The following is an 18,392-nucleotide window of genomic DNA, read 5'->3' on the forward strand; positions in this document are numbered from 1 at the left end:
TTTCATTTCAACGCTGTTAATTGAATGAAATAAGGGCTTCTTTTTATTTTTTCTTCTTCAAATCATGGACTGCCTTTAATTTTAAAACTTCTTTCATCATCGTTTTAATTTGTTCATATCCCATATACTGATATTTATGAGATTCAAAGTATTCAATTCGGTCATGGAAGTTTAAAGGTTTCTTATCATAATCTAACTGTCTTTCTGTACTATCAATTTCATTTATTTCATTCAAAATGTTAATAAGCAATAGGTAATAGCGATCAATTTTTTGCTGATTTTCCTTCTGTTTCATTTTTCTGTTCTTAATTGCTTCGTCAATCGATGCTTCAAGTTCAATCAGTTCTTCTTTCATTGGACTATCACCTTATGTCTTTTACGGCCCTCTCTGCACATCTGTAATAATGGACATTCAAGGCACTTCGGATTACGTGCGGTACAATGATAACGCCCAAAGAAAATCAGCTGATGATGTGTCTTATTCCATCGTTCCATCGGAATGTGTTTCGTCAGTGTCGCTTCTACTTGTTTTACATTATCTTTCCATCTGCAAATGCCAAGTCTTTTTGAAACACGCTCTACATGTGTATCTACTGCAAGCGCGGGAATACCAAATGCAACAGAAACGACAACGTTTGCAGTTTTCTGCCCTACTCCTGGAAGTTCAACGAGCGCACTATGAGACTGTGGAACTTGACCATCATATCGATCAATTAGAATCCGACATAATGCCTGAATATTTTTAGCCTTATTTTTATATAGTCCTATTGAGCGTATATCATCCATTAGTTCTTCAATTGAAACTGATAAATAATCTTCCGGAGTCTTATACTTCTGAAACAAAGATTTTGTCACTTTGTTCACTAATACGTCCGTACATTGAGCAGATAGCAGCACAGCAATCGTTAGTTCAAATGGATTGTCATGCACGAGTTCACATTCAGCATCCGGAAACATCTCATCTATAATATCTAACATTTCTAATGTCTTTTTCTTACTTATCATAAGGACTCTCCCCATTTACCCAGTCAAATACAGGAATATCCGGCACTTGCTTTACCAAATTTTTCTGCTTAAACTGTTTACTTACTTCTTTTGAATCCACGACACTTTTAACATTTTTCTTTTTCCAGTTTAACAGAATTCTATCGATATACTTTATACTTAGTTTATTATGCACAGATGCCTCATTTAATGCTTCATTGATTAGATCCAGATGATGGTGATCTTTATCTAGCCAATGATTGATCGTCTGAATTTCAAGTGGTGTCAACGGTCTACCAAATGTCGTTTCAAAACGTTCAAACACCTTCTCAAAATTCAATTGATTATTATGCTGATCTGCGACTCTAGCTTGTTTTTTTAGAAGTTGATCTAACTGTTCTTCCAGGGAAGAAAAATCAAAAATTTCATTAAACTGTGCGTGATTGTCTTTAACGACGGTTATCTTTAATAGACCTTTACTAATTAAATTCTGGATAATCAGCATGATTTCATTTTGATTGATACTCATCTGTTCTGCAAGCATTTCAAAAGAGGGAAGCTGTTGGTCATCTGATAATTCTATAATTTTCAATATTACCATCAACTCAGTTTCGCTAATGTTTAACAACGGATAATATTTAAATAGCTGATGTGGTATGATCACCGGTTTTTTAAACAGTTCCATAATGCATGCTCCTTTCAACTGTTTATATTAATAATTGCAAGCTGTACATTAAAATCCGAACAATCTAGAAAATATAAACATTTTCAAACATTGTTCGGATTCTCATTTAACTTAATGGATAGAAATAATTATGGGTAGAGACGGTTCAACAGACGAGGGAACGGACTTGTTTCTCTAACATGCTCTACTCCTGATAACCATGCAACTGTACGTTCAAGACCTAATCCGAAACCTGAATGCGGTACGCTACCATACTTTCTTAAATCTGTATAATAGCTATAGGCTTCTGGATCTAAACCATGTTCTTTAATACGTTGTTGTAATAGCTCAAGATCATCGATACGTTCCGAACCTCCGATGATTTCACCATAACCTTCAGGAGCAATCATATCTGCACATTTAACAGTACCCTCTTCTTCCGGGTTCGGCTGCATATAGAACGGCTTGATACTCGTTGGATAATTGATGATGAAGACTGGTTTATCATAATGATTGGCGATTGCAGTCTCATGAGGTGCACCGAAATCATCCCCCCATTCGATATCATCGAATCCTTGTTCTTTTAGGAATTTGATTGCGTCTGTGTATGTTATTCTTGGGAACGGTGTCGTAATCTGTTCTAATTTTGTTGTATCGCGTCCTAGAATCTTTAAATCCAACTGACAATTTTTAAGTACTGATTTTACAAGGTGTGTAACATATTGCTCTTGCACTTCCAGACTATGTTCATGTCTATAGAATGCCATCTCTGGCTCAATCATCCAGAATTCAATTAAGTGGCGACGCGTCTTAGATTTCTCAGCTCTGAATGTTGGTCCGAAAGAGAATACTTTTCCATGTGCCATCGCTGCTGCTTCCATATAAAGCTGGCCGCTTTGAGATAAGAATGCATCTTCATCAAAATATTTCGTATGGAAAAGTTCGCTCGTACCTTCTGGTGCTGAACCAGTTAGTATTGGCGGATCAATCTTTGTAAATCCTTGTTCATTAAAAAATTCATACGTCGCTCTAATAATTTCATTTCTAATTTTCATAACGGCATGCTGGCGTTTAGAACGCAACCAAAGATGTCTATGATCCATTAAGAAATCTGTACCATGCGCTTTAGGTGTAATGGGATAATCTACTGCTTCATGAATAACTTCGAGATCGGTTACTTCCATTTCAAACCCAAAGTCAGAACGTTCATCTTCTTTAATCACACCAGTAATGAATAGTGATGATTCCTGTGTAATACCTTTGGCTACTTTAAATAAATCTTCACCAATGGATTCTTTAACAACAACTGCCTGCATAAATCCTGTACCATCACGTAGCTGTAAAAAGGCAATTTTACCACTAGAGCGCTTGTTTAAGATCCATGCACCAATCGTAACTGTTTGACCCACGTAATTAGGTGATTGATTAATTGTAATCTTCGTCATAAAAAATTCTCCATTTCATTGTTATTATAATTATAGTTTACCAATTATCTGCATGAAAGATAAGGGGTGTGCATTACTTTTCTTGATTAATTTGTTCGATAATTTCTGTAAAGTCTTCAATTGTTCCGGATTTGACATGAAAGGACTTTAGAACATGACTAAAGTAGTTTGCATATCGTCCTTCAAGTAGCCTACGATCAAAACAGATAAGCATACCTCTATCCTGTTCATTACGAATTAAGCGTCCTGTTGCCTGATGCAGCTTATTTACAGCACCAGGTAGCTGATAATCCATAAATACATCATTCACTTCATCTCGCATCAGCATAATATTCAGATCATCTGGGTGCATAAATGGTAATGAAATAATCATCACTGTCTTAAATCCATCATACTTAAAGTCTACTCCTTCATAGAACGTCTGAGTTGCTAAGAATATTCCATTGTCAAGCGTATTAAACTGTTCATTTAACTTCGACGTATTAACATCTGATGTCTGAGTAATAATTAACGATGGATCATACAGCTCTACAAGATAACTTCTTAGTATCTCAATCTGACGATAACTATTCATCAGAATCAATACTTTGGAAGATATATTTTCAAGATAATAATGAATATATTGCAGACATGACTCAATATACTGATCCTGTTTCATATAGTTGTAGTTCTGAATATCTGATGGAACAAAGAGTGTTGCCTTATATTTAGAAAATGTATTTTCATACTTGTAAAAATGGTCTAGCGATGGATGGAATTGCTCTAGAAACGACAAGGTCTGCATCGTACCTGATACAAAGACCTTTGATGTAAAACGGTCAAAGATTCTGTTGGTTAATATTTCATTTAATTTAATAGATTTACTTATAAGTGACATTCCCGATTTACTATTATTCTTCATATGAATATACAATTCTTTATAGACCTTTATCTGTATCCATACCGATAAGAAATATTGCTGTACGGTCTCTAATCTCGTTCGTATAGACACATCCATTTCATATGAAAGCAAAACATTAATCATCGAATGAATCTCTTTGAATAATATATATATATCATCATTCTCTTCTACTTTTACCTTTACCACGGATTTAGAGGAATAATTCTCCAGAAGATGGTCAAACATATCATCAATTTTATGATTGAGCTGGCTAATTTCAAAATCCATATCTACAAGCGTATCCAAAGTGTTAGAAGTATTATCTGGAACCGACTTTATCGTCTGTCCAATAATATATTTGATTGTTTGATAATTCAGTGCATCATAAGAATTGTTTAATGCATAATCTAAAAGCTGGTGAGCTTCATCAACAATAAGGTGTTCATAATGATTAAATATATTATCTTTTCTTCTACTTAAAAGATGCGCATGGTTCGTTATACCGATATGCAATGTTTCACTAGAATCCTCATACGAAAAATGTTGATGCTGAGCGTTATCGAACATGGAAGTCATCAATTCAAAATAAATTTTTCTCCCGCCATTTAAATTCAGTCGATCAATATCTCCACCATGTGGTTCCAATAGGTATACGATAAGCTGCATCTTTAAAAGAAGAATATCATGATTCTCTTTCTGATCATCTAGAATAAACGATACAAATTCTAACGATAAGTAATGGCGCCTACTCTTGATAATCTGAAAAGGCACTTTTATCTTCAACGCATGTTCAATTCGTCTTAAATCTTCATCAATGAGTTGATTCTGCAGAAAAATCGTAGATGTAGAAATTAATAGCGACTTCCTATGGGTACTTAAATAATAAACAGCTGCCAGTAAATAACTTATAGTCTTACCACCACCAAGATCGGCTTCAATCGTCAGAACGCTGTCTTCACGTAATTGTCTGTATATGTGCTCAGAAAGCTCACACTGCTTCTCTCGAAATGTATATCCCAGCTGACTGATCGCACGTTTAAAATAGGTGCGATATTCTTCTTCGAATGGATATAAACTTGGATTCTTTTTTGTTGCTTTATTGTAGTAGAGTCCGTTCCAGCTTTCATAATGATGCGCTTGTGTTTGTGAAACTAAGATTTCGAACAAAAGTTCATCACTTGAATAACGCATTCGTTTAGCGAATTGATAGAGCATCTTGATCGTATCCGAAGGGAAAGTCGCAACTTTTTTTATACTTTCAATAAATACTTCTGCAGTTGCGATTGCATCATCGATTGCACGATGTGCACTGCTTAACTTAATTCCAAGATCATCAGCAATAGATTTCAATTGGTATCGCTCTAGTGATGGATAGACAATCTTAAACCAATCAACCGTATCAATGATATAGCGGGGCTGAAATTTATGTCCCGATTCACTGAAGTACTTCTGTAGGAACCTCAGATCAAACTGTACATTATGAGCAACAAACACACAGCCATCTAGAAGTTTGATAATATGTGATGCGACATGACTAAAGTTTGGTGCATCTACAAGGTCGATGGCGTCAATTTTGGTGAGAGACTGTATAAAGGCTGGTATTTCGTTATTACAAGCAATAAACGTATCATATGTCTCTATTATTTTTTTATTTTGAACGATTGCAATACCAACTTGGATAATTTCATCACTATCCAGATTATTTCCCGTCGTCTCAATATCGACAACGGCATACTTTCTATTCATAAATTTCACCTACAATTCAATATCAGCACTGATAAATCGATGCATATCACCCTCTGCTGATTTTACGTTCAATGTGCCATCATTATTCAAGGAATCGGCTTGACCAATAATTACACGACTTCCTTCAGTATACTTTAATGTTCGGTCAAATATTAAGGCATATGATTCATATTCATCTTTGATTTCACTAAATGTTCCTGTTAAGAACAAATAATAATATTTCTCAACATTCAGTATTAGTCTTTCAAGGAATTCATATCTATCAATATTATCACCTGTTTCAATATGTAAACTAGTAGCAGTTGATTCAAGTTCATTCGGGAAATCAGTGCGCTGGGTATTTAAATTAACACCAATACCACAAATAATTTGAGTGATATTATCCTGGCTCCCTTTAATTTCTGTTAAGAATCCACTTAATTTCTTTTCATTCAGATAAATATCATTGGGCCATTTTATTTTAACATCTGGATGATAGTATCCAACTGTTTTAGCGAGCGCAAGTGCGATAAATAGATTAAATGTTGTTAGTTTCTGCAAACTGATGTCAGGCTGTAATACGATACTCATCCATAACCCTGTATTTGGCTGCGATGACCAATGACGTTTAAAACGACCTCTACCCTCTGTCTGCTTCTCACTAATCACTATAAAAGGCTGTGATTCTGACAAAGCAATCTTTTCTGCTTCATCCTGAGTAGACTTAAGTTCTTCAAAAATATATCCTTTATTAAATAATGAAGACCTTTCTAATATGCTACTGAGAAGATGACCGTCCCACTGTTTTGGAAAAGCAACAAGCAGATAACCTTTATTACTGATAGATTCAATCTTATATCCTCTGTCCTTTAGTTGGTCAATCGCTTTCCATACAGCAGTTCGTGATATATTTAATTGTTCAGCAATCTTTTGTCCTGACACAGAAGTATTCGACTCGAGCAACATTTTAACGATATCATTTTCATATTTCGACATTACAATCAATCCATTCCAGCAAAGTATTTTTTGTATTCTGCACCTCGTTGTGTAAAACCGCATTCTCGGTGATGCTCAGGATATCTTTTATCCACGGACCACCTTTTCTTTTATAATATTCCATTAGTATTGTACCATTGATTGCAAGACTCTCTCTCGAATGAATGGGTAGCCCGTCGTATATTTCAGAAAGTGACTTCTCATCATAAGACTTATAGTTAATATGAAGATTTTCAATATTAACCGTCCTTGCAAGACTCAGTGTACGTTTCAAGAAATCTAATCCAAAATGATAAAGTAGATATTCGATTGTTCTATCACCTTCTACCAAATGATGCAGTAGCGTTATTGTCTGTTTAATATTTTTCTTTTCAGCATTTGACAACTTCAGTTGCGGAAGTGTCTGTGAAAGTGTCTGATCATGAAGAAATATGTAACTTGAGATGTATTCATAAAGTAGTACCGGCTGGGTAACGATATAAGGCTTCATGTCTTTAAAAAACGGAATATAGCGATTAATTCCAAGTTCAAAAAATAACTTTAATGATCTTGTTACATTTACCCCTGATAAAAGTTTACATAACTCTATTATTATTCTTTCAATTGATACAGACTCAAGATATTGTGCGCTTTCCTTCATATTTTCTAACGTTTCTTGCTCAATTTTAAAATCTAATACGCTCATAAATCTTAAAGCACGTATAATCCGCAATGCATCTTCTTCAAATCTTAATGCAGGATTACCAACCGCTTGAATTAATTGGTCTTCGATATGTTTTGTTCCGTCAAAATAATCATAAAGTTGATATTTGTCTGCTGCAATCGCATTGACAGTAAAATCTCTTCGTTCCAGGTCTATTTTCAATGACGTTACAAAGTTTACGGAGTCTGGTCTTCGGTGATCCTTATATTCGCCATCCTCTCTGAACGTTGTCACCTCAAATGGGAAGTCGTCAACAAGTACTATAACTGTTCCATGTTCAATCCCGACAGGAATTGTACGTTCGAAGATACGGATCATCTGCTCTGGAAGACAGTCAGTGGTAATATCGATATCATTGACCGGGATACCCATTAATAGATTTCTAATAGCACCGCCAACGATATAGCCTTTGTATCCATATGATTCTAAAGTTTCGATGATACCGAATGCGCACTTAAATCGATGCTGCTCATGTGGCTGTAATACCTTTATCATATTCTTGATCTGCATCCTCACTGTTCTCTTGCACCTTCAATTAAATTACTGTAGATTGCTTCGTATTGATCTGTAATATGTTCAGATGAAAATCGTGAGTTGATATCTTCTATCATGTTTTTCTGGAATCTTTTATAAAGTATATCATCTGTTAACAGAGCAAGTGCATATTCTCCGGCAGCCTCCGTATCTCCAACATCCACAATATACCCTGTTTCTCCATGTCTGATAACCTCTTTAATACCTCCGGCTGTTGTTCCGATACATACGACACCGGAATGCATCGCCTCTAACAATACGAGACCGAAACTTTCTTTTTCACTCATCAATAAGAATAAATCTGCCATCTGATATAATGGTGCTACTTGTTCCTGCTTTCCAAGAAATAACACCTTGTCACCTATACCAAGCTGCTCAGCACAAAGTCGCATATTTGACAGCTCTGGCCCATCACCAATCAATAATAACTTAGAAGCAGTCTTTTCAGACACTTTCTTAAATGTTTTCAAGATGTCTTGTATGCGTTTAACCTTACGGAAATTCGATACGTGTATAACTACCTTTTCTTCTTCGGTAATACCATAGCAGGCTCTCAATTCAGGATTGGATATATTATTAAAATCTTCCTCGTTAATAAAGTTGTAGACCGTCTGAATCTCTTTATTGGGTGCAACAATTTCATAGGTCTCTTCTGTTAATGAATTACTGACACTTGTAACAACATCGCTATCCTCTATTCCAAACTTAATTGCTTCCTTGAGCGTTGAATCATAGCCTAACACTGTGATATCCGTTCCGTGTAAAGTTGTTACTATCTTTACATCTTTTCTCGCAATTTGTCGGGCAAGAATACCACAAATTGCATGAGGAACAGCGTAATGCATATGAAGGACATCAAGATCATACAGATTAATTACTTCCGCTATTTTTGTTGCAAGTGTAATATCATATGGTGGATATTGAAAGACGGAATATTGATTGACATCCACCTGGTGAACTGTAATATTGGGCATCTGAAAATGAATTCTAAAAGGTGTGTTCGAAGTAATAAAGTGAACCTCATGCCCTCGTTTTGCCATTTTTATTCCAAGTTCAGTAGCAATGATACCTGAACCTCCCATTGTCGGATAACATGTAATTCCAATTTTCATAGTAAAACCTCCAGTTATTTTCTTTCGAATCTATCAAAATCTCTTGTATTAAATTTCTCCATTGTTCTATCGAAATAATGGGTTAGATCAACATCCATTGAATTTGCAAGAGAAATGAGTACAAACAAGTTATCAGCGAGCTCCATCCCTATTTGTTTTTCTTGTTCACTTAACTTTTTTTGTTTTGGCCCATATACATGATTGATTTCACGCGCAAGCTCTCCTACCTCTTCCGTGAGTCGGACCATATTTTCCATCGGTGTAAAGTAGCCTGTCTTAAACTGGCTAATATATTTATCAACTTCTTGCTGCATTTCTTCTAATGTTTTCATTCGTTTCCTCCAAGATAACAGAATATTATGTATAATATAATTTGAAGGGAGATTAAATATGAAAATACATCTTAATATAATCAACATCTTCTTCATATTAATAGGTGCATTTATTTTTAGTTTTGGCATTGTAAATTTCAATATGACAAACGAACTGACTGAAGGTGGATTTACCGGCATTGCGTTAATATTATATCATTTATTTGGTACAAGCCCTGCTCTCATGAACTTAATTTTTAATATTCCACTATTTTTTGTTGGGTATAAGCTTCTAGGAAGGTTGTCTTTTATCTATACGCTTACAGGCACGCTAAGTGTATCGTTATTCTTATGGATTTGTGAACGCTATCCGATGCATATCGACCTAAAAGATGATCTACTACTCGCAAGTTTATTTGGTGGCGTTTTTATAGGCATGGGTCTTGGTATAATATTCAGATTCGGAGGCACTACTGGAGGCGTGGATATACTGGCACGTTTGATGAAGAAATACTTCGATATCGCTATGGGAAGAACGATGTTTGCATTTGACTGTCTTGTTCTAATTGCAACTTATATTACAATTGGCGATTACATCATAACAATGTATACTTTGGTATGTGTTTTTGTAGGGGCACGCGTGATTGATATCATTCAGGATTCCGGATACTCTGCTCGTGGCGCAATGATCATCTCAGAACGACATAAAGAAATATCAGACGAAATCAATTCATTACTTGACCGCGGAGTGACGATTATCTCTGCTCATGGTCACTACTCCCAAACTGAAAGACCCATCATCTATTGTGTCGTACCAAGAAATGAAATTACACGTTTAAAACAGATCATAAACTCAATTGACCCGCATGCATTTGTATCATTACTTGATGTACATGATGTGTTAGGTGAAGGGTTTACATTAGATGAATTTAAAAAACCCATTGAAAGATAATGGATGATAAAAGAGAGGTCAGAACAAATTTGTTCTGACCTCTACTAATGATTAATCACTATTTCTTGCCATCATGAAGAATCTTAAGAATTCTGCTACTGCTACTGCTGTTGCTGCTACATATGTCATAGCGGCTGCTGATAGTACACGTTTCGCATGCTTATATTCTTCAGCATTCACAATGCCTAATTTCTCTATTTGATTCATCGCGCGGTTACTTGCATCAAATTCAACAGGCAGTGTAACAATTGAGAATAATACAGCAAAGGACATTAAGATGACACCAGCCCAGATTGCCATAGAACCAATTCCTCCGCCTTGCTGAGAAATGCCAGTTAATACTGCTCCGACCATAATTAACAAGTAACTGAATGTTGTTCCTAAATTTGCTAGAGGCAACAAAGCGCTACGTAACTTCAGCATACTATATCCAGTCGCATGCTGAATCGCATGACCAACTTCATGCGCAGCGATTGCAGTACCAGCAACACTTGGCTGTCTGAAGTTAGAGGGACTAAGTACGACAAGCTTCTTTGATGGATCGTAATGATCTGATAGAAAGCCTTCGCCTTCTACTACTCTCACATCTGTAATACCATTCGCTGCAAGTATTTCCTCTGCTACTTGCTGTCCTGATTTACCACTTGTAGATTTCACCCTGCTGTACTTATTATAAGTTGATTTTACTTTATACTGGAAATACATCGGCACCAGCATAATAATAATAAAATAAAGAATATAGCTCATCAAAACACTCCTTAATAGATTTAATTTAATTCTAATTTATTGGTCAAAATTAATCAAATAATTTATCTCTATTCAAGATAAATAATAAAGCAAAACTAAACACTGATAACCAGAATGAAAAATAACCGATATGCTGGATATAGTCAGAAAGCATACTGTAAACCGGATACTGCATATAAACATAGTCTATGACATCATTATGAAATACCCATATTGATGCAATTCCGATTGATAATAAGCTGACTCTGAACAAAGGAACAAATAATAACGCCTGTATTGCCATAACTGCATGTGAGATTACAAGCATCATTCCCATCGCCGTGACATCATCTAGCGTAATAAAGACGAGGATATTCATAACGACAGCCCAGACACCATATTTTATCAGCGTAACGAACGCAAGGACTTCAATTATCGGAAGATGCTTATTCATTAATATTGCCGTCAGTGCAATCACTAAAAATAATGATGCAGTCGGACTATCTGGAACAAACGGTATAAAATACCATTTCGTCTGCTGAAGTTGACCTAAATACCAGTAGTATCCATACACCGTACCGACAATATTACAAAATATAATCAATGTGAGAAACTTTTTATTTTGTATCCAGTAATAATATTGTGACAAGTGATCACCTCATAAAAAAAGAATCATCTAGAATAAGATGATTCTCTAAAATATTATTTTTTCAATGGCTTTCCGTTCTCGTCAGTTTCTTCTAAACCTTCGATGAACTTTCCAACTTCTTTAATTTGTTCTTCTGTCAGCGTATCTTTAAATGAAGGCATTGCGCCACTACCATTTTTAACAAACGCTTCTACACCAGCTGCAGGTAGATTCGCTTTAACCAAGTTTGGACCAGCGCCACCTGTCAATTCTCCACCGTGACATGAAGTACAGTTAGATTTAATGATCTTTTCGTATGTCGGGTCTTTCTTATCTAAATTTGTGAATACGATTTTACCTTGTGCAGCTTGTTTCTTCCAATCATGGTAATGTGAAGATTCCCAAGTCGTATAGAAGATGATGGCTACCGCTAATAACATAAATCCTGAAGCTAATGGACGCTTATTCCATTTACGCTCTGGTCCACGATCTAACCAAGGTGCTAACATTAATGCACCGAATGCAATCCCTGGCATAACAATCGCACCAAATGTATTAAATGGTCCTGAAGCATACGTATACTTTAAGATTTGGTATAAGAATAAGAAGTACCAGTCAGGTAAAGGTGTATAACCTGTATCTGATGGATCCGCGATACGTTCTAATGGAGATGGATGCGCTACTGTTAAACATAAATATGCAACTAAGAATACCGCACCTGTCATCCATTCTTTTAATAAGAAATCTGGCCAGAAGCTTTCTGTTTTACCAGGAAATTCTGAATAATCTCGATTTAACTTTGGTTTTTCATAAGATTTAACACGTGAATCACCAACAAATTTCATCCCTTTTCCGCGATGCATCTGTATAACCTCCTTTTAGAATATTCGTGTTTATAGTGGCCCCGAAATACCTTGTTTTCTAATCATAATAAAGTGAGCTGCTAACAACGCGAATAAACATGCAGGTAAGAAGAATACATGAATCGCGAAGAATCGCGTTAATGTCTGTGCTCCAACAATATGTGGGTCACCAGCTAATAAAGTTTTTACCCATGGACCGATAAACGGTACGGATTCAGCGATTTGTAAACCTACTTTTGTCGCAAATAATGCTTTCATATCCCATGGTAATAAATAACCAGTAAACGATAATCCTAACATTACGAAGAAAATTAATACTCCGACTAACCAGTTTAATTCACGTGGTTGTTTATATGATCCCGTGAAGAATACGCGTAGTGTATGTAAGAACATCATTACTACTACTAGACTCGCACCCCAGTGATGCATACCACGTACGATAACACCTGCTGCTACATCATGCTGTAAATAATAAACTGATTTCCAGGCGTTAACAATATCTGGTACATAATACATCGTTAAGAACATACCTGATAAAACTTGTATTACAGTAATAAAGAATGTTAATCCACCAAAACAGTATACGAATGCAGAAAAGTGATAAGCAGGGTTAACATGCTCAGGCACCTCATGATCTGCGATATCGCGCCAAATTGGTGTAATATCGAGTCTGTCATCGACCCAATCATAGATTTTATCGATCATTTTGTCCCCTCCTATTTCACTAATTCATTTTCGTGTTTTTTACCGATTGTTAACATTCCGCCTTTTTCTCCAACTTTATATTGGTCTAAAGGCCCAAGCGGTGGTGTACCAGGAACGTTCTTACCATTCTTCTCATAACGACCATTATGACATGGACAGAAGAATTGGTTCGGATTACCTTTATCACCATTCCAAGATACTGTACAACCTAAGTGTTTACATACAGGAGATAAAGCAATAATTTCATCGCCTTCTTTATATACCCATGCAAATTCTGTTACTTCACTCGTGTACCATGCATCTTTTTGTTCGAATTTAAAGTCAACCTTTGTCGGTTCTTCTTTAATTTCTGAAACTTTAACGCTAGTAGTGATCATATCTCCAGCTGCACCACTTTTAAATACTGGATCTAGTGCAAAACGACCTAAAGGCATAACCATACCAGCAGCCATAAATGATCCAACTCCCATTAAGGAATAGTTTAAAAATTGGCGTCGTGTGACACGTTGGCTCATTTAATTTTCCCCCCTCTAATGCGATTCTTTTTATAAAATATACTAGGACATATCAATTTTAGCCTATAAATATAGCTTGGTCAATAAGATGTCACAATTTAAGTACTAAAATTGTCATTATTTATTCCAAAGTGTAATAATAAATTTCATCAACGATTTGACATTATCCTGAATAAATTCCTGTTTCATTTCATTATCCATAGATTCTAATGGAATGATACTCACTTTATGGACATTATCAGCATCAATTTGTAATGTTTGTGGACATACGACAACGATATTCTTGAATCCATATTCTTTAAGTTGTGTATCTATAAGACCAATCGGATCATAGTCACCTAAAATTTGCACTGGAGGCAATACAAGGAGACGTCCTTTAAACTGTTGTTCAGCACCTAAAGTTACATATTGAATCATTTCATATTGATCTGCTATATCTAAAAGTCGAGAAGTATAGTTGGCTGGTATTGCCGGGATGATTGCAGTATCAATATATTCTATCTGATCGTTCAGCAACATAAGATCATTATGATTAAAAAGCATTCCTATTCTCCTATCATCTGTAATAAATGCGTAAGTTGATTAAATTTATCCTTATCTTTATTCACTAAAGTTTCTTCAATCAAGGGCTCTATGTAACGTTTAACTTCTTTCTTTATAATTTCATTATGCTGGATATAGTGAAGCTTGTTCTTAATTTCTTTGTATTCAAAGTTATTTAATGATATTACTACATAGCTCAGCAGTTCTTTTATCTCAATTTCAACATATTTGTTATCATGAAGTATGACATCCAGATAAATATCATGATTTAATGAAGATAAATAATGAAAAATGACAAAAGCATCGGTAATAATTCCATGAGCAAGTACGAGATGACATTTAAAGTCTGGATAAATAATCAGACGATTAATAAATGCATCAGCTCTCATAATATGAATATAGGAGAGTATATCATCTCGATCTTTTAATAAGTTTAATATCCACACCGTGTTCTTGTTGTCAATATTATGATTGAGTAGCAGATATCTTATATAGTTTCTGCGGTCATCGACAATATTAGTATGCGTCATCAAACTCCGGTTCCAGACCAATAATTATTTCGTAGAGCTGTTCGCTGCGAGATTGATCTGCTATTTCTCGGGTGTAATAATAATAATCTTTCAGGAAAGAGACATTTTCATTCAGACTATTATAAGCTTCTTTATAGAAATGCTTTGCTTCTTTATCTTTTTCCAGCTGTTGATAGCTATATGCTAAATGCCATAAAATCTCTGGATCAATATCATCTTCGTCAATAACAGTGAATAACTGGACCATCTCTTCATACAGTTCTTCTTTGCGATAGTAGTCTGCTAATACTAATCCTGCTTCAGTATACGATGGATCGATTGTTAGAGCCTGGATTAGATAGTCTGCTCCTTCTTCATTATGCATCTTAATCATAATACGTCCAGTATCCACAAGCAGCTCTTTATAAAATTCATTTAATCGTATCCCTTGCTGACCTACCAAGATTGCATCTTCATATTTGCGTTCACTTTCTAACAGCTCAACTAATAACAGATATGCCTGCATAAAATCAGGATCTTTATCCAGTAAAGACTGCAGTGTCGATATTGCTCTATCCATCAGCCCGGATTTTTGATAGCTAATCGCTTTTTTGAAGAAATCATCGCTCGTATAATCTTTCTCGTCTATTTTCTCATAGTAAACTACCGCCTGATCATAATCACCCGTCTGTAATAAACTATCTGCAATCCTTAAATTCAAATTAACATTATTAATTTCATCGATACCACTATTTAATAGTGTTTCGTAGTTTCTTACAGCTGGTAGATACTGCCCGTCAAAGTAATAGAGTTCTGCTAATGCAAAGCTAAGCACTGGATCTTCACTAGATAGTTCATAAGCTTCCTTCACCTTCTCAATTGCGACTTCTGGCATATCCTGCTGTTGAAAGATATCCGCTTCAAGCATCAATCTTTCTATTGTTTTAGGAAGCCCATGTAATATCATTAGTGCTTGATCCATATCATTCGTATCGATTAAACTTTCGATATAAAAGCTTAGTACCTCAGGCTCATCGGGGTATAGTTCAAACAGCCGTTCAAACACAAGTTTACCTTCTTGTACAATACCAAACTGCATGAGGGTTGTACCCAGTTCAAAAAGTGCATCATGATCATCTGTAAATAAAGCCCTTTTAACATTATCGTTCAGGCCTTCTAGATGCTGCAGATGAATCTGATCGATTAATTGATTAATATCCATTACAAATCTCCTTTTAACTGCTTAATATGTCCTATGAAGTTCGGATATGAAATATTTACCGCTTCAAATTGATTGATTTCGATTTCTACCTTTTCAAGTAATGCTGCAACTGCAAGCATCATTCCGATACGATGATCGCCATAAGAATCAAAGATATTACGTGCACGCACATCCTTTACTTTACCGTAAACGATCATACCATCCGTTGTTGGTTCTAACTTATAACCTAATGCGTTCAGTTCAGAAACAACCGTATCAATTCGATTGGTCTCTTTCACCTTCAGTTCCTCTGCATCTCTTATCTCACTCCTGCCCTGTGCATGTGCTAAGAGTAATGCAATCACTGGTATCTCATCAATAAGCTTCGGAATTAATGAACCTTCAATCGTAATTCCTGTCAGATTATGCGTATATGAAACGATGATATCACTTACAGGTTCTGTCTGTTGTGCTTTGTCAATAACTTGAATATTACCGCCCATCATCTTGACAACTTCTAGAATACCACTTCTCGTTACGTTCGTTCCAACATCATGCAGAGTAATCATGCTGCCAGGGATAATCAATGCAGCAACAATAAAGAAGGCAGCCGAAGATATGTCTCCAGGAATATGTATATCATTCATCTTAATGTCATGTATACCATTTGGTTTTAACAGGATTGTTCTATCATTAACCTCAATATCAATATTACTGTTTTTAAACATTAATTCCGTATGATTTCGAGAGATGTCTTGTTCAGTGATGTGCACTTCATCATCTGCATATAGACCGGCTAGTAATATCGCACTTTTTACTTGAGCACTTTTCACAGGCATCATGTAGTCTATTCCCTGTACTTTAGAAATATCTCCATCATTGATGATAATCGGTGTAAACTGATTATTCCTTCCCTTAATATTTACCCCCATCTGTCTTAAGGGTTCGATCACGCGCCCCATCGGACGTTGCGCAATGGATGCATCTCCGTCCAATATCGTCTTAAATGGAAGACCCGCAAGTAAGCCGCATAATAATCGTGTCGTAGTCCCTGAATTTCCAGTATAAAGGATTTCATCAGGCTCACGAAACTGCTCATAGCCTGGTGAATCAACGATAACGTTATCCTCTTCTATTGAAATCTGAACGCCTAGCTTCCTGAAAATATTAATCGTTGAAATACAGTCATCTCCCAGTAATGGCTTTGAAATAACCGTCTTTCCTTTACTTAAACTCGCAAGCATAATTGCACGATGCGTTATCGATTTATCACCAGGAACAGAAACTTCTCCTGTTAATGGGCCATTATATTTTAATTTCACAACAGTTCACCTTCTAGCTTTCTTAACCTCTCAAATGCTTTCCTTAGTCGTTTAACATCTACTTGTTCTACTTTATATCCATTATTTTCACAGTACAATACAAAACTAATATCATTCGCTACATTCTTCTTATCCTGTCTCATAAGCTTGTAATATATATCAAAGTTATCATAGGCTAATTTCTTTAACCCGAGATGGTGCATCCAGCGCATGAGTGATAGGATGTCAGTTTCAGTCACATCACTTAAAAGTAATGCATAGATCATGCCATGCATTACTGCAATGCCATGAGGTAACTTATGATGAAATTCAATCGCATGCCCCAAAGTATGTCCGAAGTTTAAAAACTTTCTAACATCTGATTCAAATTCATCATCATGCACAACTTTCATCTTTGTCTGAATACCAAATGTTATCCACTTATCAATCGCATGCAGCTCACTCAAACAAGTTCCATCTTGAACGTCATGCATTATTTCTAATAAAGTATCACTTTTACCAATACGACCATTAGCATTGAGTAATACGTGTTTAATAATTTCAGCAAAGCCACTTAACTTTTCGCTTTGTGATAACGTATCTAGAAAATCCAGATCATAGATCACCATATCAGGTCGTTTAAATGCACCGATTAAATTCTTACCTGCGCTTGCATTGATCCCAGTTTTACCACCGATCGAGGCGTCATGAGCAAGTATTGTTGTGGGCACCTGAATAAAATGAATGCCACGTAGGACAGTTGCTGCAACAAATCCTGTAAAATCACCTGTCGCACCTCCTCCAATTGCAAAGAGACAACTGTGTCTTGTTACATGCATCGATAATAGCGTTTCTACCACCTTGCTATAATGATGTATTGTTTTCACTTGCTCGCCACTTGGAATCAACAACTTTAAGATAGAATGCTTGCTCAAGAACAAATCAATTTTCTGTTGATGCAGCTGATGAACGGATTCATCAATCAGTGCGATACGTTTATCATAATGTTTAAAGTCAAGATTTAAATTGAATGCTTCGTGTTCTACAACAATATCATAATTATTGTCTATATAGTTTGTCGTTAACTTCATATCT

20 protein-coding genes are annotated in these 18,392 nt (G+C 35.7%); 1 reads left to right on the plus strand and 19 read right to left on the minus strand.

Annotation, left to right across the window (positions count from 1 at the left end):
- Positions 1–43: 43 nt before the first annotated feature.
- The 9 genes from QA539_RS05700 to QA539_RS05740 form a co-directional block, all read right to left on the minus strand.
- A complete protein-coding gene (locus tag QA539_RS05700) occupies positions 44–355 on the minus strand; it encodes a YpoC family protein (RefSeq protein ID WP_419894941.1) in 312 nt (103 codons plus the stop codon).
- Positions 352–1,005 (minus strand): endonuclease III, encoded by a 654-nt coding sequence (gene nth / locus QA539_RS05705; protein ID WP_419894942.1) that lies wholly within the window; start codon positions 1,003–1,005, stop codon positions 352–354. Before nth ends, QA539_RS05700 begins: the two co-directional genes overlap by 4 nt.
- Positions 995–1,669, minus strand: coding sequence for a DnaD domain protein (locus QA539_RS05710; protein WP_419894943.1), 675 nt, complete (start codon positions 1,667–1,669; stop codon positions 995–997). Before QA539_RS05710 ends, nth begins: the two co-directional genes overlap by 11 nt.
- Positions 1,670–1,797: 128 nt before the next feature.
- Entirely contained in the window at positions 1,798–3,093 is a 1,296-nt protein-coding gene (gene asnS / locus QA539_RS05715) for an asparagine--tRNA ligase (protein ID WP_419894944.1), read from the minus strand.
- A 73-nt stretch (positions 3,094–3,166) separates the two neighbouring features.
- Positions 3,167–5,719, minus strand: coding sequence for a helicase C-terminal domain-containing protein (locus QA539_RS05720; RefSeq protein ID WP_283722127.1), 2,553 nt, complete (start codon positions 5,717–5,719; stop codon positions 3,167–3,169).
- A gap of 9 nt (positions 5,720–5,728) precedes the next feature.
- Positions 5,729–6,694, minus strand: coding sequence for a biotin--[acetyl-CoA-carboxylase] ligase (locus QA539_RS05725; RefSeq protein WP_419894945.1), 966 nt, complete (start codon positions 6,692–6,694; stop codon positions 5,729–5,731).
- Positions 6,681–7,892: a CCA tRNA nucleotidyltransferase gene (locus tag QA539_RS05730; protein ID WP_419894946.1), complete on the minus strand. Its 1,212-nt coding sequence runs from the start codon at positions 7,890–7,892 to the stop codon at positions 6,681–6,683. Before QA539_RS05730 ends, QA539_RS05725 begins: the two co-directional genes overlap by 14 nt.
- Positions 7,893–7,909: 17 nt before the next feature.
- Positions 7,910–9,043 carry an N-acetyl-alpha-D-glucosaminyl L-malate synthase BshA gene (bshA, locus tag QA539_RS05735; RefSeq protein WP_419894947.1) on the minus strand — a complete coding sequence of 378 codons (1,134 nt, stop codon included), beginning with the start codon at positions 9,041–9,043 and terminating at the stop codon, positions 7,910–7,912.
- 14 nt (positions 9,044–9,057) lie between these two features.
- On the minus strand, positions 9,058–9,375 hold the full coding sequence (locus QA539_RS05740) for a nucleotide pyrophosphohydrolase (RefSeq protein ID WP_419894948.1): 318 nt from the start codon (positions 9,373–9,375) through the stop codon (positions 9,058–9,060).
- Between the two features lie 58 nt (positions 9,376–9,433).
- On the opposite strand from QA539_RS05740, the gene QA539_RS05745 reads away from it, so the two are divergent.
- A complete protein-coding gene (locus QA539_RS05745) occupies positions 9,434–10,306 on the plus strand; it encodes a YitT family protein (protein ID WP_419894949.1) in 873 nt (290 codons plus the stop codon).
- A 51-nt stretch (positions 10,307–10,357) separates the two neighbouring features.
- On the opposite strand, the gene QA539_RS05750 is transcribed toward QA539_RS05745, so the two are convergent.
- The 10 genes from QA539_RS05750 to QA539_RS05795 form a co-directional block, all read right to left on the minus strand.
- Positions 10,358–11,053, minus strand: coding sequence for a zinc metallopeptidase (locus QA539_RS05750; RefSeq protein WP_219491764.1), 696 nt, complete (start codon positions 11,051–11,053; stop codon positions 10,358–10,360).
- Between the two features lie 49 nt (positions 11,054–11,102).
- Positions 11,103–11,681, minus strand: coding sequence for a DUF1405 domain-containing protein (locus QA539_RS05755; protein ID WP_219491766.1), 579 nt, complete (start codon positions 11,679–11,681; stop codon positions 11,103–11,105).
- A 53-nt stretch (positions 11,682–11,734) separates the two neighbouring features.
- Positions 11,735–12,523: a menaquinol-cytochrome c reductase cytochrome b/c subunit gene (locus QA539_RS05760; RefSeq protein ID WP_419894950.1), complete on the minus strand. Its 789-nt coding sequence runs from the start codon at positions 12,521–12,523 to the stop codon at positions 11,735–11,737.
- A 30-nt stretch (positions 12,524–12,553) separates the two neighbouring features.
- Positions 12,554–13,228 (minus strand): menaquinol-cytochrome c reductase cytochrome b subunit, encoded by a 675-nt coding sequence (qcrB, locus tag QA539_RS05765; RefSeq protein WP_012657017.1) that lies wholly within the window; start codon positions 13,226–13,228, stop codon positions 12,554–12,556.
- An 11-nt stretch (positions 13,229–13,239) separates the two neighbouring features.
- Positions 13,240–13,743 carry a ubiquinol-cytochrome c reductase iron-sulfur subunit gene (locus tag QA539_RS05770; RefSeq protein ID WP_012657018.1) on the minus strand — a complete coding sequence of 168 codons (504 nt, stop codon included), beginning with the start codon at positions 13,741–13,743 and terminating at the stop codon, positions 13,240–13,242.
- Between the two features lie 117 nt (positions 13,744–13,860).
- Positions 13,861–14,286: a DUF2487 family protein gene (locus QA539_RS05775; protein ID WP_219491771.1), complete on the minus strand. Its 426-nt coding sequence runs from the start codon at positions 14,284–14,286 to the stop codon at positions 13,861–13,863.
- A 2-nt stretch (positions 14,287–14,288) separates the two neighbouring features.
- Positions 14,289–14,816: a YpiB family protein gene (locus QA539_RS05780; RefSeq protein ID WP_219491774.1), complete on the minus strand. Its 528-nt coding sequence runs from the start codon at positions 14,814–14,816 to the stop codon at positions 14,289–14,291.
- Positions 14,803–16,017: a tetratricopeptide repeat protein gene (locus QA539_RS05785; protein ID WP_283722122.1), complete on the minus strand. Its 1,215-nt coding sequence runs from the start codon at positions 16,015–16,017 to the stop codon at positions 14,803–14,805. Before QA539_RS05785 ends, QA539_RS05780 begins: the two co-directional genes overlap by 14 nt.
- On the minus strand, positions 16,017–17,318 hold the full coding sequence (gene aroA, locus QA539_RS05790; RefSeq protein ID WP_219491781.1) for a 3-phosphoshikimate 1-carboxyvinyltransferase: 1,302 nt from the start codon (positions 17,316–17,318) through the stop codon (positions 16,017–16,019). The genes QA539_RS05785 and aroA overlap by 1 nt, the downstream gene beginning before the upstream one ends.
- Complete coding sequence (locus QA539_RS05795; RefSeq protein ID WP_419894951.1) at positions 17,315–18,388, minus strand: 3-dehydroquinate synthase; 1,074 nt, start codon at positions 18,386–18,388, stop codon at positions 17,315–17,317. The genes aroA and QA539_RS05795 overlap by 4 nt, the downstream gene beginning before the upstream one ends.
- Positions 18,389–18,392: the final 4 nt, after the last annotated feature.

Source organism: Macrococcus psychrotolerans (genome assembly GCF_038095555.1).
GTDB classification, from domain to species: domain Bacteria; phylum Bacillota; class Bacilli; order Staphylococcales; family Staphylococcaceae; genus Macrococcoides; species Macrococcoides psychrotolerans.